Origin of the sequence: Actinocatenispora sera (assembly GCF_018324685.1) — a bacterium.
GTDB lineage: Bacteria > Actinomycetota > Actinomycetes > Mycobacteriales > Micromonosporaceae > Actinocatenispora > Actinocatenispora sera.
This window is the reverse complement of record NZ_AP023354.1, coordinates 1,044,035-1,068,248: the sequence shown is the minus strand read 5'-3', so window position 1 is coordinate 1,068,248 and position 24,214 is coordinate 1,044,035. Positions and strand designations below refer to the sequence as shown.

Genomic DNA, 24,214 nt, shown 5'->3' with positions numbered 1-24,214 from the left:
GCTGCCCGCGCCGGTACCGTGGCTTCGCATGGCCGACGCCGAGATCGAGGTGACCGCCGAGCTGGTCCGCGAGCTGCTGCGGGAGCAGCACCCCGATCTCGCCGGGCTGACCATCCGCGAGGTGCCGGGCGGCTGGGGCAACCAGATGTGGCGGCTCGGCGACGAGCTGGCGGTACGCATGCAGCGCATGGACGCGACGCCGGAGCTGCAGTTCAAGGAGCGGCGGTGGCTGCCGGTTCTCGCCCCGCGCCTGCCGCTGCCGGTACCGGAGCCGGTGCGGCTCGGTGTGCCGTCCGCGCGCTTCCCGAAGCACTGGACCGTGATGACCTGGGTACCGGGCGAGCCACTGGACCACGGCTCGATCAGCCGCGGTACCCACGCCGCCGACACCCTGGCGCACTTCCTGCGGGCGCTGCATGTCGAGGCGCCCGCCGATGCGCCGACCGCCACGGACCGCGGTGCCCATCCCCGGGACTGTACGGCCGGATTCGAGCGGTTCCGCCGAGCCGTCGCGATGGGCTCGCTGCCCCGCCGCGGCGACCTGACGCCCGACGACATCGCTGCGCGGGTCCGGTCCCTCTGGGACGACGCCGTGGCCGCCGGGGCGTGGGAGGGCCCGCCGGTGTGGGTGCACGGCGACCTGCATCCCGCGAACGTCGTCGTCTCCGACGGAACGCTCTCGGGTGTCGTCGACTTCGGCGGCCTGTTCGCCGGCGACCCGGCCTGGGACCTCGCCGCCGCATGGCTGCTACTGCCGGCGGGCACGGCCACCCGGTTCTTCGACACGTACGCGGTTGCCGACGAGGCGACGATTCGCCGCGCCCGCGGGCTGGCCGCCATGAAGTGCTTCTTCCTGATGCTGATGGGCCAGAACGGCGACCGCGGTCTCCCCGGCGGCAAACCGCACTGGCTCCCCGCCGGCCAGGCCGCCCTCGACCGGGTACTGAACGACGACGCCTGACACCGCCGTCCTCTGCGCGGATCACCGCAACCGCCGCGTGCCGTGCCGTGCGAGTCCGGATCGAACCTGCGGGCGCGGTCCGGCAGCTGTCCCAGGCCGATCGGCGTCGGTGGGACCCTAGGCTGCGCGGGTGATCGTCTGGCTGGCTTCGTACCCTCGCTCGGGCAACACGCTGGCGCGCATCGCCCTGCATCGCTTGTACGGCGTACCGACCTACGTGGTGTACGAGAAGGACGGTGTCGCGGAGCGCATCGGCTCGGAGCTGATGGGCGCACGCGAGCGGCCGACGGAGGTCGCGGCGATGCAGGCGGCGCCGGAGCTGTACTTCGTCAAGACACACCGCCCACGGGAGCCTGGGGACGAGACGCCCTCGATCTGCCTGGTCCGGGACGGGCGCGATGCGGCGGTCTCGTGGGCTCGGCTGCGACGTAAACCAGGGGACCCGCGAGAGAGCTTCGCGGCCGACGTACGCGGCCAGTTCACCGACGGCGGTGGTGCCGGCGCCGGGGCATGGGCGACGAACGTGTTGAGCTGGCTGGACCCGCCGGTACGGCATCGGGTGGTCGTTCGCTACGAGGACCTGATCGCCGACCCGCTGCACGCCATCCGCGCGGCGGTGCGTGTCGTCGCTCCCTGGCTGACGCCACAGGCGAACGCCGAGCCGCCGACGTTCACCGAACTGCAGCGGGTCGATGCCGGCTTCTTCCGCCGCGGCATCGTCGGAAGCCACCGAGACGAGCTTGACGCAGACCTGGTCGGCCTGTTCTGGGAGCAGCCACCCAACGTCGCGGCGATGCGCCTGCTGACGAGGACGCGCCATCAGCCGGGTCGCAGCGACGGCTGAGGCGCGCCTCGACCGACGACGCACCCGCCGCCGCAGCGGCCGAGGTGCGCCTCGATGGACGTGTCGCACCCACCCGCCGCCGCCGCGGGTTCCCGCACCGACGCGGCTCGAACCGCCCCTGGTCAGGCGTAGTACAGGTGGCCGGCGCAGGACGGGCACGTGACGTTGCCCTTCGCCAGACCCTCGGACGGAAGCTGCTGCCCCAGGTCGTTGATGCACACGCTTTCCCGGCAGCTGATGCAGGTCAGACCGATGATCTGGTCCCGGCTTGCGTTCACCGAGACATCGCCTTGCTTCGCGAGCCTGGTGAGCTCCGTGGAGTCCTGGAGTTCTCCGTACACCGACTTCCAACGGGTCTGGCACTTCGTGCAGCCGCGGGTACCTTCGCCCGTGGAACTCGTCGCCGTCTGCGATTCCGAGATCGTGATGTCCGGCCGGTTGCCGGATGCGGAACTGCTCGGCATGCCGACACACTTGAGCTCGCCGACCCCGAAATCCATCTCGAACAGTGTCGCCGGCATTCCCTTCTCCAGCAACGATCGCAGGAGTTTGGTTGCAGTGAGCCTTTTTCATCCTGCTGCGAGTTCGTGGTCTTGAAGGACGTGGATGGCTTTGGCGAGTCGGCCGGCGCGGTGGGGGCTGGAGCGTAGCTTGCGCAGGATGCGCCAGGTTTTGAGCTGGGCGTTGGCGCGTTCGCCGGGGCCACGCAGCCTCGCGTGCGCCCGGTTGGCAGCTTTCTGAGACTCGGGTTTACCCTTGCCCTTGTACGGAGTGATCACCGGCTCGCCGATCCCGTGATAGCCCTTGTCGCCCAGGGCGATCAGCCCGGCCTGGCGTAGCGCGGCGAGAATGTTCCAGATGCGGGCGGCGGCGGTGTCGTGCACGCTGCCGGGCAACGCACCCGACACCCACAGGATGGCCCCGTCGGGTGCCGAGATCACCTGCAGGTTCATCCCGTGCATCCGGTGCTTGCCGGAGTAGAACGGCCGGTCGGCGGCCACCCGATCGATCGGGACCAGGGTTCCGTCGATGATCACGTAGGCCATGCCGGCCCGCCTCGCGGTCTTCAGCGCCGCCTGCAGCTTCGGTGCCCGGTCGGCCAGCAGCTCCACCGTCTCGTTGACGTAGCGCCAGCAGGTGGCTGTGGACACCTCGAAACCCGCCCCGACCTGCGTGAACGGTTCACCTTTGCGCAGATACACCAGCACCAGCAGCGCCTGTTGCCCCGCATCCAGCGCCCGCCACCGCGAGCCGAGTTGCCGACGATGGCGGCGGATGAGTCCAGACACGAAGGTCAGGGTCTGAGATGACAACGGCAGCGCGGCACGGTAAAACAACATGAAGAAGCCCTTGCTGACGACAGCAGATCTTGGTCGATCGCCGTCATAGCAAGGGCTTCGCTACATCCCCGACCGCGACACGCCCCTCTCGGTCACGAACCCGTCTCGATCCCCAGCGGCCCAACACATCCCCACCACGATGAAAAGGGCTCAGTGTCCGGGCGGGCGATGATCAGGAATCTCACGGGTATGTTCACGTCCACGTACGTCGCGCCCGACGTCTGACGAGCACGCCCGCCGCTCTGCCGGTTGCGGTACATCGCCTCGTGACCGAAGAGCGCGTACCTGCCGTCCTCCCGGCGCATGATGCGGTAGAACCTGCCGGTCCCCGACTCGATCGAAATCGTGTTGAACTGAACGTTCGGCTGAGCCGGACCCTCATCCGCGTCGACCATCGTTTCGGTGAAGCCCGCACGACGGTCGGTCGTGAGTATGTCCGTCACCTGCCGGCGGAGCTCCTCCGCAGTCAGGTCGAGTACCTCCCGCGCCCCCCACGTGTCGCGCACCCGGTCGAAGTTGTCCCTGATATCGGCACTGCTGGCCGCCGCGAGGTTTCCGACCTCGGCCATCACCCGATTCAGCCCCGTCTGAGGGCGGGGCCGAGGAGCGGTACCGGGGGCAGGCGCGGCGGTCCGCTTCTCGCTCTTGCGGCCGAACCGAAATTTCATCGAGCGCTCCCTTGCGCAAGGCGGGTTCAAGCTCACCGACCCGGCGATCCTTCGGATCTCTGGAACCGGCCATCGTACGGCCTCCGGGTATGGCCGGTCAGCCGGAGTGCAGGCGGGGAGGTCGGTGCCGATCGGTGGAGCCCAGTCCGGGCGCCGACCCCTCGTGGCTGGGCACTCGTGCAGGATCCGCGCCCGCACTTGCACGTGGCTGGCCGGTTCTGCCGGTCCGCCGCCAGGCGCCGTCACGGGAGGCGGATCGTCCTGATGCGCCGCCATTGTACGCTCCGTCCTGCCGGCCGCGGTCTGGCCGGTTGCCGGGCGGGGGTGGTGTGGTGGTGGAAAAGTTCCGGTTACCGGAGGGACTGCGCGAGGCCCGGCGGCGGCTGGGCCTGACCCAGGATGCGCTGGCCGCCCGGGCCGGGTTGAGTGTCCGCGCCGTCCGCGACCTGGAGCGGGGCCGGGTGCCGAACCCCCGGCCGGCGACGCTGCGGCGACTGGCAGCGGCGCTACAACCACCGGACGTCGAGCCGCTGGCCGCCGACCCGCCACCGGTCGAGCCGCTGGCCGCTGGTCCGTCGGCGGCCGCGCCGGCAGCGGGGCCCGAAGCGCTCGGCCGGTCGCGGTCCGACCGGGTCGGGACCTGGCTGCAGGTGCTGGGACCGTTGCTGGTGATCCGGGACGGTGAGCCGGTCCCGGTGGGCTCGGCCCGCCGCGCCAGCCTGCTGGCGTTGCTCGCGCTGTACCCGAACACCCCGGTCGCCGTGTCGGACCTGCTGCAGGGGGTGTGGCCCGATCTGGAGTCGCCGCCCCCGGAGCTGCTGCACACCCACGTCTCCCGGATCAGGCGGCTACTCGGTGCCGGCGGCCCGCGGCTGGAACGCGTCGGTGGCGCGTACCGGTTGGTGGTGGACGAGACGCACGTCGACCTGCTGGCCTTTCGTACCGCGGCGCGGGAAGCCGATGCTGCCTGGGCCGACGGCCGCCCCACCGCGGCACTCGAGTCGTGGGCGCGGTGTTGGCGATTGTGGCGCGGTGCGCCCCTGGCAGACCTGCCCGCGCTGGCCGGACAGCCTGCCGCGGCGGCGATCCAGCGCGAGATCACGGCGGCCGCGATCCGGCACGCGGATGCCGCCCTGACCAGTACCGTTCCGGTGCGCGGCATCGCCGAGACCGCTCTGACGCCGCTGACGCGGCTCGCCACCCTCGATCCCCTGGATGAGGCCGTTGCCGCCCGCCTCATCCGCGTCCTGGCCGCGGTCGGCCGCCGCGCCCACGCCCTCGACACGTACCACCGGATCCGGCAGGCACTCGCCGACGACCTTGCCGTCCGGCCCGGCAGGCAACTCCAGGCCGCCTACACCGACATCCTCCGCGCCGACGACGATGCCGGCAGGGCGGGCGACAGCTGGGCCGGCGCCGAGCGGCCGTACCGCTGGCCGGCCCCGGCCCAGCTGCCTGCCGACATCCCGGACTTCACCGGCCGCGACACGGCGCTCGCCGAGGTCCGACGGCTGTGCGACCCCGGCGCCGCCCCGCTGGTGGTGATCAGCGGGGCCGGCGGCACCGGCAAGACCACTCTCGCGGTACGGGCCGGGCACCTGCTGCGCGAGCGCTTCCCCGACGGGCAGCTCTGCGTGGACCTCCGCGGCGCGGCCCCCGTGCCGGCGGCGCCCGTCGACGTGCTGCGGCTGCTGCTCACCGCACTGCGGGTAGCGGTGCCCGACGGGCTCGAGCCGGCCGCCGCGCTGCTGCGTTCCGTACTCGCCGACCGCCGGGTCCTGCTCGTGCTCGACGACGCCCGCGACGTGGCGCAGGTACGGCCGTTGCTGCCCGGCGGGTCCGGGTGCGCCGTCCTGATCACCAGCCGCCGACAGCTGGCCGACCTGCCCGGCGCCCGCCATGTCGCGCTGCCGCCGATGAGCCTGGACGAGAGCGTCGAACTGCTCGGCCGCATCGCCGGGGCCACCCGGGTCGGCGCCGAGGCGGACGCGGCGCGCCGCATCGCCACCGCCTGCGACGGGTTCCCGCTGGCCACCCGCATCGCCGGTGCACGCCTCGCGGCCCGCCGCCACTGGACCGTGGACCACCTCGCCACCCGCCTGTCCGAGGCCCGGCAACGGCTGTCGGAGCTGGCGGTCGGAGACCTCGCGGTCAGCGCCTCGTTCCGGCTCAGCTACGACGGTCTCACCCCGCCGCAGGCCCGCGCGTTCCGGCTGCTGGGGCTGTGGCCGGGTGCGGACATCCCCGAACCCACCGCGGCCGCGCTGCTCGACCTGCCCCACACCGGCGCCGAGGAGCTCCTCGAACATCTCGTCGACGTGCACCTGCTGGCCAGCACCGCGATCGGCCGGTACCGCATGCACGACCTGGTCCGCGCGTACGCCAACGACCTGGCAAGCGCTGTCGACCCCCCGTCCGCGCGAGCCGCGGCGCTGCGCCGTGCCGTGACCCACACCGCGGGCATCGCCCGGCTCACCCGCTACACCCTGCTCCGCGAGACCGAGGACGCGTTCCCGGACCGGGCCGCCGCGATGGCGTGGGTCGGCACCGAGTACACCAACCTGACCGCGCTCACCCAACTCTGCCGGGATTCCGACCTCGACATCGACACGTCGGCCGCCGCCCACCTCGCCCTCGCACTCTCCTACTACGACAAGGACTGCTCGGACCACCTGGCCGGCGAACGGCACAGCCGCGAGGCCCTCCGGTTCGCCGAGGCCGGCGACGATCCGTGGCTGATCGCGCACTCCCGCAACCAGGTCGGCGGCAGCCTGCTGATGCAGTTCCGTACCGTCGAGGCTGAGCCGGTGCTGGAACGCGCGCTGACCGAGTTCCGGTCGATCGGCGACCGCCAGGGCGAGACGACGGCGATCGACAACCTCGGACTGGTGCACCTGCAGGCCCGCCGCTGGGACGCCGCCGGTGACCACTTCGCCCAGGCCCTGCGGCTGGCCGAAGAGGCGGACGACCAGGAGAACCAGGCGCTCGCCCGGCTCAACCTCGGTGTGCTGACCGGCATGCGCGGCCACTACCGCTGTTCGCGCGAGCTGCTGACCGACGCACTCTCGATGGCCCGCCGGATCGAACACCCGAGCCTCACCAACCGTACCCAGATCAACCTCGGCTGCGCGTGGCGCGAGCTGGGTGACTTCGACCAGGCCCGAGCCTGCTTCACCGAAGCGGCCGACCGCATCCGGCGCGAGGGCGGCCGTACCGAGCTCGGCTGGGCCCTGTGCGAGCTGGCCACCACACACCGGCTGGCCGGCGATCACGAGCAGGCGGCCCGCGACTGCCGACAGGCCCTACGCATCCTCCGGCAGATCCGCGCCCCCTACGAGGAGAGCGTGGCCCTGATCGAGCTGGGCCACCTCGCCACTGCCACCGGACACCCGACCCAGGCCACCGAGCACTGGCGGGCCGCCCACCACATCCTCACCGAACTCGGATCCCCCGAAGCCGACGACGTCCACACCTTGCTGACCGCCGCCCACCACGACGAGCCGGACGAAGCGACGCGGTAACACGCTGGGTACCGACAACCGCGCGACCCTGGCCCACCTGATGGCGCGCAGGAGGCACTCCTCGATGCGTTACCAGCAACGGGGGGACTGTAAGACGTTCGGTGTAACTCCCGATCATGGAAGTGACATCGATGACCGAGATGATGTCTGGTATGGACAACACCGACGATCCGACACGGGCGGCTGGCCTGGGCGGGCTGGATGAGCAGCTGATTGATCAGCTGGTCGATCGGGCCAAGGCCGGTGGGCTGCAGCTGACCGGGGAGGGCGGGCTGCTGGCGGCGCTGACCAAGCGGGTGCTGGAGTCGGCGTTGGAGGGCGAGATTACCGACCATCTGGGCTACCAGGCTCACGATCCGGCTGGTCGAGGTAGCGGCAACTCCCGCAACGGCGTCCGCAGCAAGACCGTGCTCACCGAGGTCGGTCCGGTCGAGCTGGATGTTCCTCGGGACCGCAATGGCAGTTTCGAGCCGAGGATCGTGGCGAAGCGACAGAAGCGGCTGTCCGGGGTCGATGAGATGGTGATCTCTCTGGCGGCCAAGGGATTGACTACCGGCGAGGTCCAGGCCCATCTGGCTGAGGTGTATGGGGCGCAGGTGTCACGCCAGACGATCTCCACGATCACCGACAAGGTGATCGAGGGCATGGTCGAGTGGCAGAACCGGCCGCTGGATGCAGTGTATCCGGTGGTGTTCATCGACGCTATCCACGTCAAGATCCGTGATGGTCAGGTTGCGAACCGGCCGATCTATGTGGCGCTGGCGGTCACCTGCGAGGGCAACCGTGACATCCTCGGGCTGTGGGCCGGTGACGGCGGTGAAGGCGCCAAGTACTGGCTGCATGTGCTCACTGAGCTGAAGAACCGGGGCGTGGCCGATGTGTTGATGATGGTCTGCGACGGGCTGTCCGGGCTACCGGAAGCGATCGCCAGTGTGTGGCCAGCCACGGTGACGCAGACCTGCGTGGTGCACCTGCTGCGCAACAGTTTCCGTTACGCCGGCCGGCAGCACTTCGACGCTATCGCCAAGGCGCTACGGCCGGTCTACACCGCGCCCACCGAGGCCGCCGCGGCCGAGCGGTTCGCCGAGTTCACCGAGGCGTGGGGCACCCGATACCCGGCCATCGTCCGGCTCTGGGAACGCGCCTGGGCCGAGTTCGTGCCGTTCCTGGCGTTCGACCCGGAGATCCGGCGGGTGGTCTGCTCGACCAACGCGATCGAGTCGGTCAACGCCCGGATCCGTCGCGCTGTGCGGGCCCGCGGGCACTTCCCCAACGAACAGGCCGCGCTCAAGTGTGTCTACATGGCGGTGATGAGCCTGGACCCGACCGGCATCGGACGCAAACGCTGGATGATGCGGTGGAAGCCCGCACTCAACGCGTTCGACATCGCCTTCGACGGCCGTCTGGCCGCCGGCAAGAAGTAACCCACCCAACCCTGAGATACACCGAACGTTTGACAGACCCGCAACGGGACCGTGTGATCGCTGAGGGTCTGGACAAGCAGGTCGCGCACGGGTCGGGACCGGGCACGTAACGGGCATGGCCGACGCAAGAACCCGGTATGAAGATCAACCGTCCAGGTCGGAGAGGTGCTCTGACCTGGACGGGAACTGTGGAGCGGGTGACGGGAATCGAACCCGCACTGTCAGCTTGGGAACCGCACCACGATCAACGTTCAACGCCCTGACCAGCGCGTCTATCTGGCCGCCACCGGCCTGGACTAACCCTCGTTGGCCACCCCGAATGGCACGCCAATGGCACGGCGGCGGCCTGCCGGTCAGGCTTGCCGGCTGTTCGCGTCCTGGGTAGTCGCCGCTAGTCGGATGCGTTGTGTTGCGTGGAGTAGGCGGACCACTCGGTATCGACCGACGGCGCCGACGGTGGGCGCCGGCTCGTCGTACTCCAGCACGGCATGATGGCCGTCGAACTCTGTCACGTACTCGCGGTTGCTCGGGTAGACGGAGGTGACGGTCGCCGTGACAGTGGAGCCCACTGGGTGTCGAGCGCAGAGTTCCTCCCATGCTTCGCTGGTCAGGCGGCAGAGGGTCGGGCGGTGCGAGCGCATGTCGGGGTCGAGCGGGTAGAGACGGACCTGTCCGGGCCGGTGTTGCAGCACCTCGAACGGCGCTTCACGTCCGATGGCGGGCCACTGCTGGGCCTGGTAGGGCAGGTGGAGTGCGTCGATGAATCCGAAGGGTGGCCGGGTGCCCAGGTCGACGATGACGCCGGTGCGTCCGTCGCCCCATGGCTTGTCGCTGATGCGTCCTTGCACCTGGTCGCCGGTGGGGTACCGGCGACGTGCTGTGGTGAGTAGGTCGGTGTCTGGCACGGCCCTCATGCTGCGCCGCACGCTTCCGACGGTCAATGATGGGCAGTGCCAGACCAACGGACGGTGAGCGTCGGTGCCGGTGGCAAGGCGGCCCCGGTGTTGGGCCGCCTTGGCGTCGATCGCCCGTTACCGCGGTTCACGGTGACCGAGCAGGGCGATCGTGGGCCGCAACCCCGAAACGGCCTCGTAGTCCTGGCCGTGGGAGTCGAATGGCGCCGGTTCGGCGGCGGCGCTCCGGCCCCAGAGGCGGCAGCCGAAGGGGCCGGGCCTTACCGCCGCCGGGCCGGCGCCGCGCCGCGCCCGCGCGGCGCCTTGATCATGTAGAGAACAAATCGGCAACACACCGACTGATCACAACCGACTGATCACAACCGACTGATCACAGTCAGGAAGGAAACGGGTCACGGGAGTGTGAAACGTGCTTGCTCGCGCCTCAGCATCATAAAAGGCGTGGTGCATTCCACGCCTAAAGGTTGTCCCGTAATGATCTTGATGGGTTGACGCGGAAGGACTTCACGGCCGCGTCGGGCCGGTCATACGACCATGGTCAGGTTGCGCATCAACGCGATACCGGCGGCGGCGTACCAGACGCCTCGTTGTTTGCGGCGGCAGTCGCGGAGGATCTTCCAGGACTTCATGTGGGCGAAGCAGTGCTCGACGCGGGCGCGGATACGGCGGTGGACGGTGTTGAGGTCCTGTTTCCACTGCGGCAGCGGCGGTTCACCCTCGCGCGGCTTGCGGTAGGGCATGATTACCTCCGGGTTGCCCTGGTAGCCGCCGTCGGCCATTACCGCCGCGCCGGCGCACTGTTGGTCGACGCCGGAGTCGGTGTAGGCGCGGCAGTCGTTGCGGTTGCCGGGCAACGGATCTCCGACCGCGACGGTCAGGCGGGTGTTGGCGTCGATGGCCACTTGCAGGTTGGTGGAGTACCGGTAGTTCTTCGACCGGGCCGACATGTTCCGGTCGTGGGTGGGCGCCAGCGTGCCGTCCACGATCAGGACCGTGTCGGGTCGGTGCCGGCGGCTCTGGGGCTCCAGTACCAGGTGTGGGGCCAGGTGATCGACGATGCGCCCGGCGGCCGACTTCGATACTCCGAACAGCGGCGCGATCTGCCGCAGGGTCAGGTTGGTGCGGTAGTAGGTGGCCACCAACAGCACCCGGTCGGCCAGCGGGAGCCCCCACCGGCGGCCAGCGCCGGTCTGCTGTCCGCCGCGACCAGCCACGATGGCCACCAGCTTGCCGAACTGCCGGGCTGACAGGCCGGTGAACACCGGGATCCACTGCGGCTGATCGGACCTGATCGTCTGCTCCACACCAAGGTCAACGACCGAGCGGACCAACGATTACGGGACAACCTTTAGCGCGGCGCAGGCATCTGGGATCTTCACTCGGCGCTTTGATGCCGGGTCGGCCGTTTCGTGGGTGACAACAACGCAATGGTGCGAGCACGCCTGCGCGACAAGAAAGTAGTCAGCACTACTAAGGAAAGTGGAGACGGCGGCCGAGGTGTAGTGACCGGAGCTCGCCCATTTGCTTAATGCCGTTAGAGAGGCCGTGTCCTTGGGGTGAGGGGTGAGGCGGAAGGCGGGAGGCAATTTGCGTAGCCAGGCGGCTAGCTCGTCGGCCGTGCCTAAGATCTCTTCGGCCACTTTCTCGACTGTAAAAACCTTGCCTGCTTTGTGTCCTTGCTTGAGCCAGTCCCAAAATGCCGGAACGATGTCAAAGGCGTAGTGTCTGTTTTTGGCATCGATCAACACGTTTGTGTCAATCAGGTACATCAGGCGACTCCGAGTCTCTGACCCAGCTCCTCGAAGACTGAAAGCTTCTTCGACCCGAGGAGGCGGAAGGCTTCTCCGTAGAGTGTTCCTCCTTCCAAGGTGTCGGAAATTAGAGCACGAGCAAAGCGCTTACTAAGGCGGACGGGCTGGGTGTTGTAGTAGTCGCCGCCGTCTGTTGATTTCTTCTTTGCGAGTAGTGCCATAACGCGGCGTAATTCCGCACTAAAGGACGTTTCAAAGTTGTCGTGCGAAATGAGATCAGCATCGAATATGCGCCTAAGAATAACCAGAGTGCTCACCTTGTAGTACCGAGCAAGCCTGTTTAATTCTTCGGTAAGTCGGTTCCGAGGCTCATACTCGTCACGAATCGACTCCAGGGGCACGAGGAGTTCTGCCGCAACCGAATTGCACCAACGCTCAGTTCGGTCAGTCACGTTCGTCTGTGAGAGATCCGGCTTGGACAGCGCCGATTCGCCGAGGGAAACATGGGCAATTTCGTGTGCGAGAGTGAATATCTGAGCGGCTTTCGTGTCCACGCCGTTGATAAAGATTACCGGAGCGACTCGGTCAACCAGTGAGAAGCCGCGAAACTCGCGCGGATCGAGCTTGCGATGGGTATTTGAACCGACGATACCGCTGATCATAACCAAGATGCCGACATCTTCAGCATTTGCTACCAGGCCACTCAGGGCCTTATTCCAGTTTGAATAGCCAGTTCGACTGCTAAGATCGAAATGGAGAGCATCGCGCAGATACGCTGCCGCCTCGGTGATCCTGTTGCGTACTGACAAACTACCGACGATCGCCACCCGAGGCTCGCCGTTCCTGATGGCGAAGTGGCGGTACCATTCTTGCCTTTGCTCGGAAAGGTAAATGGTGTCGAGAAGGTCGGGAGTCGGTGTGTGAACGGCCTGGCTATCGAACGTTCGAAAGTCGTGCACCGGCAACTCTTCCGTTGGTGGTTCAGATAGGAAGAAGAACCCCAGCGGAGCATGGGTAGCACGCGCGTATTCCTCAAGTTGTCGCATTGTCGGAACTGCGCGCCCAGTCTCCCAGTCTGGTAGTTTCGGGAATTTGCCCGACAGACTATGGGTACTCTGGCCAGCTCGACGGCGAGCCCAACGGAGCATCGTGGGAGCGACATTGACACGAACAGCCACAGTCGCCTCCAATGTGCTAGCCCTGTGTGCTTGGCTGCTTACTTTACCGTGATCGCGGCGGAGAGTCCAGTCCTCTGGATGGTCCCGACCTCTCCGTAACCGCCGGTAGAGCAGTTCACCAATTGAAAACCTCGGTAATCTATTGAAGAGGGTGGCCGTTTTCGAGATAGTTCGTGTCCCCTGACGTCACTGCTTGTTGCGCAGCAGCCAACCTGAGGACTAGCCGAGGAAGAGTCAGCTCGCGGTTCTGGTCGAGATGGACATATCGGTACTCAGCAATCTCCGCATCCTGGAACTTGATAGTGGCGTGCTGTTCGTTGGTGAGGTGGCCGCCGTTGAAGATGAAGAGGATTTTGTCGCCGTCGCGGTCTGAGGGGGCCCAGTCGGCGACGAGGAGGCGGCCGATGGTGGGGCGGATGCCGAGTTCTTCTTCGACTTCGCGTACGCAGGCTTCGTAGGGGGTCTCGCCGGGCTCGACGTAGCCGCCGGGGATGTCCCAGTAATCCTTGTAGGTGGCGCGCACCATCATGATGCGGCCCTCGGCGTCGGTGAAGAGGGCTCCGGCTGCTGCCGCTGCGCGGGTGGGGTTGTGCGGTCCGGGTGTCGTCACAGGGTCGAGGGTATGCGGGCTACTCGGCGACCTGCATCCGACGGGCGAGGCCGGTGAGTTGGTGGCTCGGCGTGCCTCTGCTGCGGCGTACCCACGTGCGGACGAGGTTGCGGCTCGCGGCGTGGTACCGGATCTGCTCGGGTGCGAACTGCTCCGCGTCGAGCAGCGCGGTCATGGCGTCGTCGGTGCGGTTCCACGCGTTGTACGCGCGGGCGGTCTCGATGGCGTGCCGTGCGCGGCGTTCGGCCGGGAGGCTGGACGTGTCGACGCCGGGGGCGAGGTCGATCGCTACCTGTACGTCGCCGAGTTCGAGTGCGGCTTGCACGCGGTGAATGGCGACGTTGGTTGGGCCGAAGGCGGTCCACAGGTGGTTGGCGTCCTGGCCGATGCGGTGGGCTGCGGAGTCTGCTTCGGTGAGGAAGGTCTGCGCGGCGGCTCGGTTGTCGCTGCGGGAGGCGGCGACGGATCCGGTGAGGAACAGTGTTCCGTACACCGACAGGTAGGTCGGGGTCGCCTTGTTGAGGCCGGGTTCGAGGAAGTTGGCGGCGTCTTCGACCAGGCGGACGGCGTCGGCGTAGCGGCCGGTGGCGAGCAGCGTATGCGTGAGCGATCGGAACAGGGAACCGAGTACGACGGGGTTGCCGGCGTCCTGGGCGAGATGGAAGCCGCGTTCGGCGGAGATCCACGCGAGGTCGGTCTCGCCGAGCTTCGTCAATAGGGTCGCAGCTGCCTGGTACGTGAGGGCGAGCGCCTGGCGGGCGTGGTCGCGGTCGTCGCCGGTCGAGCTGCGTACCGCGGTCTGCGCGTCGGACAGCACGGCCGGCAGGCGGTTGACGACGTACCCGAACTGCGACTCCTGGTAGGCGGTCCTGACGTCGTCGACGCTGGACTTCAACACCGGTAGCGCAACAGGCTCGTCGTCGGCGGTCGACAGGAACGGGGACAGCTGGCGGTAGTCGAGCAATGCTTCGCGGAGGGCCGGGACGGTACGGGTACCGCTGTCCGGCGACCACTGCATCATCGTTGGCTCGCCGAGCAGATCGCCGACGCTGACGTCCAGGCAGTCGGCAAGGGAGCGCAGAACCGAAAGCCGGTCGAGGTGGATCTTGTTGTTCTCGACCTTGCTCAGCCAGTCGTCGGTACGGCCGACGAGCCCGGCCAGCACACCCTGGGACATGCCGCGCCGACGGCGCTTCCACGCGATGCGCTCGCCGATCGTCAACGTGTCTGGCGCGTCCGGCACACTCCACCGTCCCGCAAGGCTGTCCGGCAACGACCCCGGAAAAGTATTCCGGGTTGTTCCTGCACCGTGACCATACGTTGCCGCTATGACCGAATCCAATGCCTCACGCGGTACCTGCCAGTCCTGTGGCGGTAGGGGCTGGAAGTACGAACGCCCGATGCGGGCCGTGGTCACCGACCGGCTCGGCTCGGAGCAAGCCTCGACGTGGGCGAAGCGCCCTTGCGTCGTCTGCAACGGGACCGGCTCGGCGACGGATGCCCGATGACCGGCCGGTACTGGACCGCTGCTCCGGCCCCGTTCGGGTCGCGGTCCGACTGGTACCGGGTGCGTCGGGCGGTCGACCTGATGCCGACCGGCGTCGCGGTCGCGACGGTCGTTGCGTACCCGGGCGACGGGATGGTGGCGCTGCACATGCCGACCGGGTCCATCGCTCGGCTATCGGCCGGCGATGCGCTGGGCATCGCGGCGTGCCTGTCCGCGGCCGTCGAAGGAAGCATCCCGGCCGCGAACGGGGACGGCCTGGTGCTCGAAGCCGATCTCGGCGACGGCTGGCACAGGATCTGACATGAGACTCCCGGCCGGCGGCTCATCAGCAGCGGTCATCGCCGACCGGGTACGGGGCAGGACGGGCGCGGCGACACAGCCCTGTCGTACCCAGGGCGGCGAGGGTGCCCCGCGCCCGTCCTGCTCCCGTGACAAGACCGGCACCGGGCCGGGCGCCGGCATCCCCCGTACGCCACTCCTTTGGCGTACCCAAGCCCGCCCGCCCCGGTGCCATCCAACGCCAGGAGGCCACCCATGGCGACGATTTCCGTCGGCTCGTTCGTCCCGATCCCCGGCCAGACGGTCTGCTTGAGCGACAAGGCATCGACTCGGTTTGGCGGCCGGCCGATCCGGCTGTTGATCACCGGGGAGTCGAAGCCGGCTCCGGCGGCGATGGGCCAACGCCATCTCGCTACCACCTCGGATTGGCTCGCCATCTCGGGGTACGAACTCGGCCCGCGCGGTGAGCGCCTTCGGCATCACCGCGATGTGGTCGTGTACGCCCCGGCAATCGTCATCTGCGGAGACCCCGGAGTCCGATACACGAGGTGACCGCGGAGCGTCGCCACTGCTCGGCCGGGACATCCCGACGGACGGCCATGCACGAACACGCGTTCGTCGGTACAAGTAGGTACGCGGGGCAGTACGTGCGCGGGGGCGGTCGTGGACGAAGACGAACGCTGATGGACGAAGACGTCCGCTCTCGGAACGAACGTGTACGGTGAGGCAGGATGGCCTGACAGTCAGGTCCCAAGCTCCTGACACGTGATGATGCTGAGTCTGAGGTCGGTGTGTCGTGCCGCTGGAAGTGAGCCCACCGAAGTACGCGCAGGTCCTCGCGGCGTTGCAGGCGAAGATCGAGTCCGGTGCATACGCGCCGGGGTCGGCGCTGCCCAGCGAGGCGAAGCTGTCGGATGAGTTCGACACGTCGCGGACCACGATCGTCAAGGCGTTGAGCATCCTCCGCCAGGACGGCTGGATCGAGTCGCACCAGGGCAAGTCGCACTTCGTGCGCGGCGTTCCGGCATCGGCTCGTCAGGTCACCCCCGAGTACGTGTCGTCGGCCCTGGACCTGGACGAGTCCGTCGGTACGGAGCTGCTGCGAGTCGGCGCGGTCATCGCTCCGCGGTGGGTGGCAACGGCTCTCGGCGTCGACTCTGATACCCCCGTGTACGAGCGACGTAGGCTGGTGACCAGCAACGATGGCCCGGTCGCGCTGTCCACCGTGTACATCCCGGTCGAGCTGGCGGTGGGCAACGACCTGACGAAGCGCGAGCCGATCGCAGGCGGCATCCGCGGACATCTCCGCAAGAACGCCGGTGTACGGCTCGACAGCGCAACCACCAGGATCACCGCCCGGCTTCCTGAACCGGCCGAGCTGGACCTGTTGAAGGTCACCGAGACAACGCCGGTCCTCTGGCTGATGGTCACCGCCTCCGCTCCGGACGGCGCGGTTGTCGCTGCCGTCGACACGGTGCTTCCTGCCGACCGCCACGACCTGGTCGACACCTTCCCGCTCGCTGACTAGAGCTGCTGGGTTGCGTCGCGCCCCTGCTCATTGTCTGCTCAATCTAGGTGTGCCTGGTAGGTACTCTTGGCGCGGGCAAAGAGCGCTTGCCCGCACTGGGCGTCACTCAGTCAAGGTGCTCCGCATCGCGCTTCTTCTGGTGTGTCAACTAGAGGGAGTGGCGGAGTGGGGCCCACATCCACCTTGCAAGCGGCTGCGGTTGCAACATCGGAGGTCGTGGCACTGCCTCTGGCCTGTGTCTCGTCCGTGTACGTGCTGCTGGTCGTCATCCTCTCGATGACCGCAGTCTTCTCCTCCATGAGGGTGCGACGCGAAGCCGCTTTGCGCGTGCTGCGGGTTCTGCTTCGGCGACAGAGCGGCCGTAAGTAGCCCAATCGCCAGTTGGCCCCTCGTCTTGGCCGGCATGCCGTAGCTCGGGCGACGACCCGAGAAATTCGTCCGACGCACTTGCCACTACAAGTTGGCTTCGCTATGGTTCACATAGCACGTCAAGTTGTAGGAACACATCGAGCGAAGTTCTGACGGAGGTAGCAGTGGGCATCCCTATGGGTATCCGGGTGGAGATCCCGTCCGAGGTGGCGTTCCGGAAGAACGCCCTGTGCCTGTCGGTGGACAAGGAGATCGACTTCGACAAGCGCGGGCAGGGCGACGACCAGGCGCGGGACAAGCAGACCGGGCAGCGGGTCTGGGCGGTCACGGTGATGGACCTGGACGAGGAGGCGTCGAAGTTCGGCCGCTCCGCGCAGGTCAAAGTCAAGGTGCTCGCGGAGCACCAGCCGGTGCCGCCGGCCGCGAAGATCCCGGGTTACCCGCCGGTGGTCGCGTTCGAGGGCCTGCAGTTCACGCCGTACCTGGACGACAAGAAGTGCCGCGCGCCGCACGACGGCCGGCAGCACAAGTGCAAGGCGCAGCTGACGTTCTCGTTTCGCGCGACCGGCATCGTCGAGCCGCGCGAGCTCGCCGTTCCCGCCGACTCGGACCGAGTCGCCTGACCGTCTCCCGTTCATGAGGCGCGGGACGGCCTGAGCTTGGCGGCTGACCGTCCCGCGCTTCTCCTGCCTCACAGGAGGAATCCAGAATGTCACGCCACGATGTGGCCAGTTTGGCCTGCCCGGCGCTGGCCGGAGTCCGTGCCGCGTACTGCTCGACCGGTACCGACGCCGACCGTGTCGCCGCGCTCGTGGAGATCGCCGGTGCTGCTGCGGCGGCGGCCCGCACGATCTACCGGTACCGCCATCTCGACCGCACCACGCTCGCCGAGCTGGTGTCGCGTCCGATCGACGTCGCCGCGGTCCTCGGCCGTGGGCAATGGCTTCCCACGATGACCTTCGTCCCCGCCCCACCCAAGCAGCGCAAGCCTGCGCGCCGCAACGCGGGAACCGACCGTGACTCGGCTCGCGCGGTCCAGTCGTCGCTGTTCCCGGTCGTACCGGCGTTCGTGAACGCTGGGGGTGGGCGATGAACGACTCGATGGATGATCGCGCTCGCCTCGGGCTACCTGGCGAGCTGTGCACCTGCGGTCGTCAGGCGGTCTGGGTGTTCACCACCAGGTTCGGCCTGGTCGGTTCCTGCGGGATCAATGATGGCGGCAACGACGTCGGCCCGTGCCCGTTCTGCTCGTCACCCCGCAAGCACTTCAACGCGTTGGGGACTCCCGAACGCTGCCCGCAGTACCGCCTGCGTCCCGTGACGGGTGGTGGTCGGTGATGGTGGCGCGTCGTGAGCCGCAGTTGGTGCGGTTGCAGTCGTCGGTGTTCGCGGTGCCGCGGTGGGCGCTGCTGGTCGGCCTGATGTTCCGTGCGCTGTACCGCGGTGTCCGTCTGGCGTTGCGGTACTGGCGGGTGACCGGCCCGGCGGTGCTGCTGGTCTGGCTGGGCTGGCGGGCCGGCTGGCAGATCATCCCGATCGTCTTCCTCCTGGCGGCGGCTGGCCTGTCCGGGTGGCGTATCGGGCACCGGGACTCGTTCGGAGTCTGGGTGAAGTGGCCGTGGCTGTCGCGGTGGCGTCGGTGGTGGCTGTACCGGCGTGGCTGGGAACCGACCATGCGCGGCTGCGGCCTGTCGACCGCGCACGGGTCGGTGCAGTACTGGCCGCCGATCCTGTCAGTGAAGTCCTCCCCGGCCGGCGACGTCGTCCGCGTCCGGCTGCTGCGCGGCCAGACCCCGGACACGTGGTCGGGGAAGTCCTCGGAGCTGGCGTACGCGTTCGGCACCCGCCTGTGCCGTGTGTTCTCTGGCCGCATCAACGTCCTACCCAAGATCCGCGCGGGTCGCCTCGGCGTCCTGATGGCCTGGTGGGATCGCCACCGGTTCGGCCGGGACCGCCCGACCGAAATGACGCTGGTGTTCGTGCGTGGTGACCTGCTGGCCTACGCGGTCCCCGCGATCGGCCCCGACTCGATCCCGCACACCCCCGACCTGTCGAGCCTGCCGGTCGGACTGCGGGAGGACGGCTCCTGGCTGCGGATCGTGCTGGAACAAACGCACGTCCTGATCGCGGGCGCGACCGGGTCGGGGAAGGGGTCGGTGATCTGGTCGATCCTGCGGGCGCTGGCTGGTGGTATCCGGTCGGGGCTGGTGCAGGTGTGGGCCATCGACCCGAAGGGCGGCATGGAACTGGCCATGGGCCGCCGCCTGTTCTCCCGCTTCGCCTACTCGTCGCTGCCCGAGATGGCCGACGTCCTGGACCAGGCCGTCGAGGTCATGCGCGAACGACAGACGCGCCTCGCCGGATCGGTCCGCCAGCACGTACCGGCCCCGGCCGATCCGACGATCGTGGTGCTCGTCGACGAGCTGGCGGCGCTGACCGCGTACCTGACCGACAAGGACCTTCGAGCGCGGATCGAAGCGGCGTTGGCGGTGCTGCTGTCGCAGGGCCGGGCGCTGGGCGTGCATGTGATCGCGGCGGTGCAGGACCCGCGCAAGGAGGTCGTCAAGTTCCGCGACCTGTTCCCGACCCGGGTCGGTCTGCGGATGACCGAAGACGAACAGGTCGACATGGTCCTCGGTGCCGGAGCACGGAAGCGGGGCGCGCTGGCCGACCAGATCCCGGCCAGCCTGCCGGGGGTCGGGTACATGGTGCTCGACCAGCGGCCCGAACCGGTCCGGGTCCGGTTCACCCACATCACCGACGACCACATCCACGACATGAACACCCGCTACGCGACACCGACCCCGGCGCCCGCCTCGGCAGGATCTGTTCCCCCGCAACGGAATACGCCCGTCGACGGGAATGGCAATGGGTCGGAGCCGCTGCCGGTCGAGCTGTTCAACAAGCTGCGCGGCGGTGACCGATGACCGGCATCGAACGCCGCGCGGCCCGGTTGTGGCGCATCCGGGTCCCCGGCGCGCTGCTGTCCGGCACGGCGGTCACGGTCCGACTCGACGCCAGCGAAACCGACGCCCGGATGTGGGTCGCGGTCGGCGCCGGACACCGACGCCTGCCGCTGTCCGTACCGGAGGCGTGGGCGGTGTTCAAGCTGCTCGGCGAAGCGCTCGACGTCACCGGCGATCCGCCCGAGTTCGTCCGTACTCCTGTCACTCCGACCAGCAAGTAGGGAGGGCCGTCATGCCCACCGCACACAAGGCGGAGAACGCGGCCCGGCTGCTGATCCTGGCCGGGATCGGCGCCATGGCCGGCGCCGCCTCCTTCACGCACATGCACGACTGGACCATGGCCAACGTGCCGGCCGGTACCGGGGACTGGTTCGGCTGGGCGAACGCCATGGCTTCCGAACTGACCCCAACGGTCGCGGTACTCGACGTTCGGCGGCGACGCCGTAATGGCACCTCGGTCCGGTTCCCGACCGCCGTGCTGGTCGCCTCGGTCGGGCTGTCGCTGGCGGCCCAATTCGCCCGTGCCACGCCCTCGGTGTCGGGGTGGCTGTTGGCCGCTGTCCCGGCCGTCGCGTTCATCGTGTTGACCAAGATGGTCCTCGCCGGCCCATCGCGCACGACAGAACCAGAACCATTGCAGGACAACGAATCCGACCCGACACCGGCCACGGTGGACGCCGATGCAAGCACGCTCCCGACCGATGCTCCGTCTGCGCCGGAATCCCCGACGGTGGTGACGGTTCATGACCCGGCTCCGACCCTGACGCCGGCCCCGGCGTCGGCTCGTCCGCTCGTGGCTCGGGTGGTTGCGCCATCTCGTCCCGTCGCTCGTGTCAACGGGTCCGCTCGGGAGGTGCCGTCGGTATGAGCAGCGTGAAACCAACGGCCGTCATACTCCCAGAACTCGGGCAAGAGGACACGCCGCGACCGGGGACGCGCGCGGCTCGGTTGTTGCAGCCGATCGCCAAGGACATGGCCGCTGAGCTGGCGAAGCAGTTCGGGGTGTGCGTCAAGCCGGTGTGGCTGCGCCGCACCAACACCGCCACCGGCGAAACCGAGCTGATCTCCGTGCCGTGCGGCGCCACGTCTGCGGCCAAGTGCGAACCGTGCGCCGAGGCGAACCGCCGGCTGCGGATGCAGCAGATCCGCGAGGGCTGGCACCTCACGGACGAACCGGTGACGACCCCGGACGCACCAACAGACGAGCAGCGGGAGTTGGTCGAGTACCGGGCCGTCCTGGAATTCGCCCGGACCTCGGTGGTGATGGCCGCCGAATGGGACCAGGTCGCCGAGCTGGACGCCGAGATCGACCAGGTGGACGAGCAGATCACCGCCGCCGGCATCCGCGGCTCGGTCCTGCCCGGCGGCCGGAAGGACGGCACCGACGAACAGGAGACGGCTCCGGCGCGGAAGCGGTCGACCAAACGGCGCCAGGACGCACCCGACCTGCCCCGGCTCCCGGTCGCGAACCGCACCATCCCGCACCCGCACATCGGCTCCGACGGCCACGAGCACCGGGACTCGATGTTCCTGACCCTCACCCTCGGCTCGTACGGGGCGGTGCACTCGTCGTACTACCGGCGCGGCCGGGTGCAGCCGTGCGAGTGCGGGGAGCTGCACGCGCAGCATGACCCCCGACTGGGCACCCCGGTCGACCCCGACGCGTACGACTACCGGGCCGCGGCGTTGGACGCTATCCACTTCGCGAAGGTCATCGACCGGTTCTGGCAGAACCTGCGCCGCGCCGTCGGCTGGAAAGTCCAGTACGCCGGGTCGATCGAGATGCAGAAGCGGCTCGCCCCGCACGGGCACTTCGCGGTGCGTGGTGCGCTGGCCCGCAAGCTGGTCAAGCAAGTCGCTGCCGCGACCTACCACCAGGTGTGGTGGCCCGCGCATGACCGGCTCGTCTACGACCCCGACGGGCCGCTCCCGACCTGGGACGCGGATGCGCTGGCCTACCGTGACCCGACGACAGGTGCGGCGCTGCCGACCTGGGATGAGGCCCTGGATGCCATCGACGACGACCCCGCCGCCGAGCCTGCCCACGTGGCGCGGCTGGGCACGGTCGACGTCAAGGGCGTGCGCGGCGGCTCCGACAACGCCGAGAAAACCATCCGCTACATCACGAAGTACATCGCCAAGGACATCACCGACGCCGTGTCGCCCGACTCGCGGGCGCAGGAACAGCACATGGCGCGCCTGGCGGACGAGCTGCAAACCCTGCCGTGCTCGCCGACCTGCCCGAACTGGCTGCTCTACGGCATCCAACCCAAGAACGCGAAAGCCACTGCACGGCCGGGACGGTGCAAGGGCAAGGTCCACCAGCGGCGCACCCTCGGCTTCACCGGACGGCGCGTGCTGGTCTCCCGGCAGTGGTCGAACAAGACCCTCGCCGACCACCGCGGCGACCGCAAAGCCTGGGTCAAAGCACTCCTCGCCCTTTCGGCAACCGGCAACGACGACGGCGACCAGGCGGCCGGCACTGCCCAGGACCAGGCGGACGGTCCCGGGCAGGGCCAGGCGGCGACGCTCGATCGGTTCGAGTACCAACTCGCCTCCCGCGACGACCCCGACGTGCCGCCACCACACGTGCACTTCCTGCGCAAGATCGCCGAGCGCCAGCAATGGCGCGCGCAACTCGACGCGGCGAAACAGCAAGTCCTGCAACGACTTTCGGCAACAGGCCACGCGGCATGAGACCTGGGGAGGATTCTCGTATGTCCATAGAGGACAGTGTGTTGACCGTTGAGGAAGCGGCGGCGGTCATGAAGATGAGTACCCGCTACGTCCGTCGGCTCGTCGCCGAGCGGCGCATCCCGTTCCACAAGGTCGGCCGCAGCGTCCGGCTGCTCAGCTCCGACGTGTGGGCGCATGTCCACGCCGGCAGGGTCGAGGCCATGACCGTCTCCGACGTGTGGCGCGGGCTGCGGGAGGTGGCCTGATGCCCAACAAGGAGGGCCACCGCCATTTCGGCAACGTGCGCAAGCTGCCGTCAGGACGGTTTCAGGTCCGGTATCCGGGGCCGGATGGGCGGATGCGCAACGGCGCCGAGACCTATCCAACGCGGCCGCTGGCTCTGCGTGCCTTGGCGATCGTTGAGGGGCAGGTGGCGCGGGGCGAGTGGATCGATCCGGAGCGGGGCAAGGTGCTGCTGCGCGACTACGCGGACCGGTGGATCGCGCAGCGGCCGAAGCTCCGACCTCGCACGGTGGACCTGTACCGGTGGCTGCTCGGCAAGCACATCGCGCCGTACCTGGGTGGCGTGCCGCTCAGCAAGCTGTCGACGGCGATGGTGCGGGAGTGGCGGGCCGAGCTGCTCGGCAAGGGTGTTTCGGCAAGCATGGCGGCGAAGGCGTACCGGCTGCTGCGGGCCGTGCTGATGACCGCGGTGAACGAAGACAACATCCTCCCGCGCAACCCGTGCCGCATCCCGGGCGCCGACGCGGAGGACCCGGCGGAGCGGCCAACGCTGAACGTGACCGAGGTGTACGACCTGGCGGCAGAGATGCCGGACCGGTTCTTCGCCCTGGTGCTGCTCGCCACCTTCGCGAGCCTCCGGTACGGGGAGGTGACCGCGTTACAGCGGCGGGACCTGGACCTGTCGGTGCGGACCGTGCGCGTTCGGCAAGCGTTCGTGGAGCGATCCGGCGGTGTGCTGCTCGGGCCGCCGAAGTCGCGTGCCGGTCTGCGGACGGTGTCGATCCCGGCGAGCCTGGTACCGGAGCTGCGGCGGCACCTGGCGGACTACGTCGGCGACGACCCGGACGCCTGGGTGTTCACCGGTCCGAAGGGGGCTGTTCTCAAGCGCAGCAACTTCAACAAGGTGACTGCGTGGAAGGAGGCGGTGACCAAGATCGGGAAGCCGGGGCTGCACTTTCACGACCTGCGGCACACCGGCAACACGCTGGCGGCTTCGTCCGGGGCGAGCACCCGTGACCTGATGGCGCGGATGGGGCACGACAGCATGAACGCCGCGCTGATCTACCAGCACGCCACGTCGGAGGCTGACCGGGCCATCGCCGACGCGCTCGATCGGAAGCTTCCCGGCGGGGGCGATGACGAGCCGGAGGACCCGCCCGCGGGTGCTCTGGTGCCGGCCGGCTAATGGCACGGTAATGGCACGCAAGATCAACTAAAGGCAGTGGCAACGACGAAGGCCAGGTCGGGCGTGTGCCCTGACCTGGCCTTTCGTGGTGGAGCGGGTGACGGGAATCGAACCCGCACTGTCAGCTTGGGAAGCTGAAGTTCTGCCATTGAACTACACCCGCGTGCTCACCCGACCGGGTCGAGTGAACCGCTCACACTCTACAGGGCCGAAGCGGGGGCGCCCGGCCCACCCCGGGGGAGGGTGGGC

At 68.4% G+C, this 24,214-nt stretch carries 25 protein-coding genes and 1 tRNA gene; 16 read left to right on the top strand and 10 right to left on the bottom strand.

Features of this window, described 5'->3' with window-relative positions; genetic code table 11:
- Positions 1 to 28: 28 nt before the first annotated feature.
- Together Asera_RS04975 and Asera_RS04970 are read left to right on the top strand one after the other, a co-directional pair.
- On the top strand, positions 29 to 961 hold the full coding sequence (locus tag Asera_RS04975) for an aminoglycoside phosphotransferase family protein (protein ID WP_030445146.1): 933 nt from the start codon (positions 29 to 31) through the stop codon (positions 959 to 961).
- A gap of 130 nt (positions 962 to 1,091) precedes the next feature.
- Positions 1,092 to 1,805 (top strand): sulfotransferase domain-containing protein, encoded by a 714-nt coding sequence (locus Asera_RS04970; RefSeq protein ID WP_030445145.1) that lies wholly within the window; start codon positions 1,092 to 1,094, stop codon positions 1,803 to 1,805.
- A 122-nt stretch (positions 1,806 to 1,927) separates the two neighbouring features.
- Here Asera_RS04970 and Asera_RS04965 read toward each other — a convergent pair whose 3' ends face one another.
- The 3 genes from Asera_RS04965 to Asera_RS04955 form a co-directional block, all read right to left on the bottom strand.
- Entirely contained in the window at positions 1,928 to 2,326 is a 399-nt protein-coding gene (locus Asera_RS04965; protein WP_030445144.1) for a hypothetical protein, read from the bottom strand.
- A 48-nt stretch (positions 2,327 to 2,374) separates the two neighbouring features.
- Positions 2,375 to 3,145, bottom strand: coding sequence for an IS5/IS1182 family transposase (locus Asera_RS04960; RefSeq protein ID WP_030450047.1), 771 nt, complete (start codon positions 3,143 to 3,145; stop codon positions 2,375 to 2,377).
- Positions 3,146 to 3,237: 92 nt separating this feature from the next.
- Positions 3,238 to 3,714 (bottom strand): hypothetical protein, encoded by a 477-nt coding sequence (locus Asera_RS04955; protein ID WP_030450036.1) that lies wholly within the window; start codon positions 3,712 to 3,714, stop codon positions 3,238 to 3,240.
- A gap of 431 nt (positions 3,715 to 4,145) precedes the next feature.
- Between Asera_RS04955 and Asera_RS04950 the strand changes: the two genes are divergently transcribed.
- Together Asera_RS04950 and Asera_RS04945 are read left to right on the top strand one after the other, a co-directional pair.
- The gene (locus tag Asera_RS04950) at positions 4,146 to 7,334 is read left to right on the top strand and encodes a BTAD domain-containing putative transcriptional regulator (RefSeq protein WP_169745941.1); all 3,189 of its coding nucleotides are present in this window, start codon (positions 4,146 to 4,148) and stop codon (positions 7,332 to 7,334) included.
- A gap of 152 nt (positions 7,335 to 7,486) precedes the next feature.
- Positions 7,487 to 8,758 (top strand): IS256 family transposase, encoded by a 1,272-nt coding sequence (locus Asera_RS04945; RefSeq protein ID WP_212804791.1) that lies wholly within the window; start codon positions 7,487 to 7,489, stop codon positions 8,756 to 8,758.
- A 353-nt stretch (positions 8,759 to 9,111) separates the two neighbouring features.
- On the opposite strand, the gene Asera_RS04940 is transcribed toward Asera_RS04945, so the two are convergent.
- From Asera_RS04940 to Asera_RS04915, 6 genes are all read right to left on the bottom strand, one after another.
- Entirely contained in the window at positions 9,112 to 9,663 is a 552-nt protein-coding gene (locus Asera_RS04940) for a hypothetical protein (RefSeq protein WP_157035264.1), read from the bottom strand.
- 533 nt (positions 9,664 to 10,196) lie between these two features.
- Positions 10,197 to 10,976 carry a transposase gene (locus tag Asera_RS04935; protein WP_212804483.1) on the bottom strand — a complete coding sequence of 260 codons (780 nt, stop codon included), beginning with the start codon at positions 10,974 to 10,976 and terminating at the stop codon, positions 10,197 to 10,199.
- Positions 10,977 to 11,006: 30 nt separating this feature from the next.
- Positions 11,007 to 11,441, bottom strand: a complete 435-nt coding sequence (locus tag Asera_RS04930) for a DUF4411 family protein (RefSeq protein WP_084132686.1) — start codon at positions 11,439 to 11,441, stop codon at positions 11,007 to 11,009.
- Complete coding sequence (locus tag Asera_RS04925) at positions 11,441 to 12,469, bottom strand: ImmA/IrrE family metallo-endopeptidase (RefSeq protein ID WP_211255774.1); 1,029 nt, start codon at positions 12,467 to 12,469, stop codon at positions 11,441 to 11,443. The genes Asera_RS04930 and Asera_RS04925 overlap by 1 nt, the downstream gene beginning before the upstream one ends.
- A 271-nt stretch (positions 12,470 to 12,740) precedes the next feature.
- Entirely contained in the window at positions 12,741 to 13,211 is a 471-nt protein-coding gene (locus Asera_RS04920; protein WP_030449249.1) for an NUDIX domain-containing protein, read from the bottom strand.
- Between the two features lie 19 nt (positions 13,212 to 13,230).
- Positions 13,231 to 14,454, bottom strand: a complete 1,224-nt coding sequence (locus tag Asera_RS04915; protein ID WP_030449248.1) for a helix-turn-helix domain-containing protein — start codon at positions 14,452 to 14,454, stop codon at positions 13,231 to 13,233.
- 261 nt (positions 14,455 to 14,715) lie between these two features.
- Between Asera_RS04915 and Asera_RS04910 the strand changes: the two genes are divergently transcribed.
- From Asera_RS04910 to Asera_RS04855, 12 genes are all read left to right on the top strand, one after another.
- Positions 14,716 to 15,018, top strand: coding sequence for a hypothetical protein (locus tag Asera_RS04910; RefSeq protein ID WP_030449247.1), 303 nt, complete (start codon positions 14,716 to 14,718; stop codon positions 15,016 to 15,018).
- A 234-nt stretch (positions 15,019 to 15,252) separates the two neighbouring features.
- Complete coding sequence (locus tag Asera_RS04905; protein ID WP_030449246.1) at positions 15,253 to 15,549, top strand: hypothetical protein; 297 nt, start codon at positions 15,253 to 15,255, stop codon at positions 15,547 to 15,549.
- A gap of 244 nt (positions 15,550 to 15,793) precedes the next feature.
- Positions 15,794 to 16,525, top strand: a complete 732-nt coding sequence (locus tag Asera_RS04900) for a GntR family transcriptional regulator (protein ID WP_030449245.1) — start codon at positions 15,794 to 15,796, stop codon at positions 16,523 to 16,525.
- Positions 16,526 to 17,058: 533 nt separating this feature from the next.
- Positions 17,059 to 17,517, top strand: a complete 459-nt coding sequence (locus Asera_RS04895) for a hypothetical protein (protein ID WP_425305938.1) — start codon at positions 17,059 to 17,061, stop codon at positions 17,515 to 17,517.
- Between the two features lie 86 nt (positions 17,518 to 17,603).
- Positions 17,604 to 17,987, top strand: a complete 384-nt coding sequence (locus tag Asera_RS04890; RefSeq protein ID WP_157035140.1) for a hypothetical protein — start codon at positions 17,604 to 17,606, stop codon at positions 17,985 to 17,987.
- The gene (locus tag Asera_RS04885) at positions 17,984 to 18,232 is read left to right on the top strand and encodes a hypothetical protein (protein WP_157035139.1); all 249 of its coding nucleotides are present in this window, start codon (positions 17,984 to 17,986) and stop codon (positions 18,230 to 18,232) included. The genes Asera_RS04890 and Asera_RS04885 overlap by 4 nt, the downstream gene beginning before the upstream one ends.
- A complete protein-coding gene (locus tag Asera_RS04880; protein WP_051802936.1) occupies positions 18,232 to 19,821 on the top strand; it encodes an FtsK/SpoIIIE domain-containing protein in 1,590 nt (529 codons plus the stop codon). Before Asera_RS04885 ends, Asera_RS04880 begins: the two co-directional genes overlap by 1 nt.
- Complete coding sequence (locus Asera_RS04875) at positions 19,818 to 20,081, top strand: hypothetical protein (RefSeq protein ID WP_030449241.1); 264 nt, start codon at positions 19,818 to 19,820, stop codon at positions 20,079 to 20,081. The genes Asera_RS04880 and Asera_RS04875 overlap by 4 nt, the downstream gene beginning before the upstream one ends.
- An 11-nt stretch (positions 20,082 to 20,092) precedes the next feature.
- Entirely contained in the window at positions 20,093 to 20,728 is a 636-nt protein-coding gene (locus Asera_RS04870; RefSeq protein ID WP_212804513.1) for a DUF2637 domain-containing protein, read from the top strand.
- Positions 20,729 to 20,832: 104 nt separating this feature from the next.
- Positions 20,833 to 22,557: a replication initiator gene (locus Asera_RS04865; protein WP_244843745.1), complete on the top strand. Its 1,725-nt coding sequence runs from the start codon at positions 20,833 to 20,835 to the stop codon at positions 22,555 to 22,557.
- 38 nt (positions 22,558 to 22,595) lie between these two features.
- Positions 22,596 to 22,802: an excisionase family DNA-binding protein gene (locus Asera_RS04860; protein WP_244843744.1), complete on the top strand. Its 207-nt coding sequence runs from the start codon at positions 22,596 to 22,598 to the stop codon at positions 22,800 to 22,802.
- Entirely contained in the window at positions 22,802 to 23,965 is a 1,164-nt protein-coding gene (locus Asera_RS04855) for a tyrosine-type recombinase/integrase (RefSeq protein ID WP_030449237.1), read from the top strand. Before Asera_RS04860 ends, Asera_RS04855 begins: the two co-directional genes overlap by 1 nt.
- Before the next feature lie 89 nt (positions 23,966 to 24,054).
- On the opposite strand, the gene Asera_RS04850 is transcribed toward Asera_RS04855, so the two are convergent.
- Positions 24,055 to 24,128, bottom strand: a tRNA-Gly gene (locus Asera_RS04850).
- Positions 24,129 to 24,214: the final 86 nt, after the last annotated feature.

Excerpts from the sequence above, each read along its gene's own strand:
- Asera_RS04925 (WP_211255774.1), bottom strand. The coding sequence starts at position 12,469 with ATGCGACAACTTGAGGAATACGCGCGTGCTACCCATGCTCCGCTGGGG.
- Asera_RS04955 (WP_030450036.1), bottom strand. The coding sequence starts at position 3,714 with ATGGCCGAGGTCGGAAACCTCGCGGCGGCCAGCAGTGCCGATATCAGG.
- Asera_RS04945 (WP_212804791.1), top strand. The coding sequence starts at position 7,487 with ATGGACAACACCGACGATCCGACACGGGCGGCTGGCCTGGGCGGGCTG.
- Asera_RS04965 (WP_030445144.1), bottom strand. The coding sequence starts at position 2,326 with ATGCCGGCGACACTGTTCGAGATGGATTTCGGGGTCGGCGAGCTCAAG.
- Asera_RS04975 (WP_030445146.1), top strand. The coding sequence starts at position 29 with ATGGCCGACGCCGAGATCGAGGTGACCGCCGAGCTGGTCCGCGAGCTG.
- Asera_RS04905 (WP_030449246.1), top strand. The coding sequence starts at position 15,253 with ATGGCGACGATTTCCGTCGGCTCGTTCGTCCCGATCCCCGGCCAGACG.
- Asera_RS04890 (WP_157035140.1), top strand. The coding sequence starts at position 17,604 with ATGTCACGCCACGATGTGGCCAGTTTGGCCTGCCCGGCGCTGGCCGGA.
- Asera_RS04930 (WP_084132686.1), bottom strand. The coding sequence starts at position 11,441 with ATGTACCTGATTGACACAAACGTGTTGATCGATGCCAAAAACAGACAC.
- Asera_RS04870 (WP_212804513.1), top strand. The coding sequence starts at position 20,093 with ATGCCCACCGCACACAAGGCGGAGAACGCGGCCCGGCTGCTGATCCTG.
- Asera_RS04880 (WP_051802936.1), top strand. The coding sequence starts at position 18,232 with ATGGTGGCGCGTCGTGAGCCGCAGTTGGTGCGGTTGCAGTCGTCGGTG.
- Asera_RS04875 (WP_030449241.1), top strand. The coding sequence starts at position 19,818 with ATGACCGGCATCGAACGCCGCGCGGCCCGGTTGTGGCGCATCCGGGTC.
- Asera_RS04865 (WP_244843745.1), top strand. The coding sequence starts at position 20,833 with ATGGCCGCTGAGCTGGCGAAGCAGTTCGGGGTGTGCGTCAAGCCGGTG.
- Asera_RS04960 (WP_030450047.1), bottom strand. The coding sequence starts at position 3,145 with ATGTTGTTTTACCGTGCCGCGCTGCCGTTGTCATCTCAGACCCTGACC.
- Asera_RS04855 (WP_030449237.1), top strand. The coding sequence starts at position 22,802 with ATGCCCAACAAGGAGGGCCACCGCCATTTCGGCAACGTGCGCAAGCTG.
- Asera_RS04910 (WP_030449247.1), top strand. The coding sequence starts at position 14,716 with ATGACCGGCCGGTACTGGACCGCTGCTCCGGCCCCGTTCGGGTCGCGG.
- Asera_RS04885 (WP_157035139.1), top strand. The coding sequence starts at position 17,984 with ATGAACGACTCGATGGATGATCGCGCTCGCCTCGGGCTACCTGGCGAG.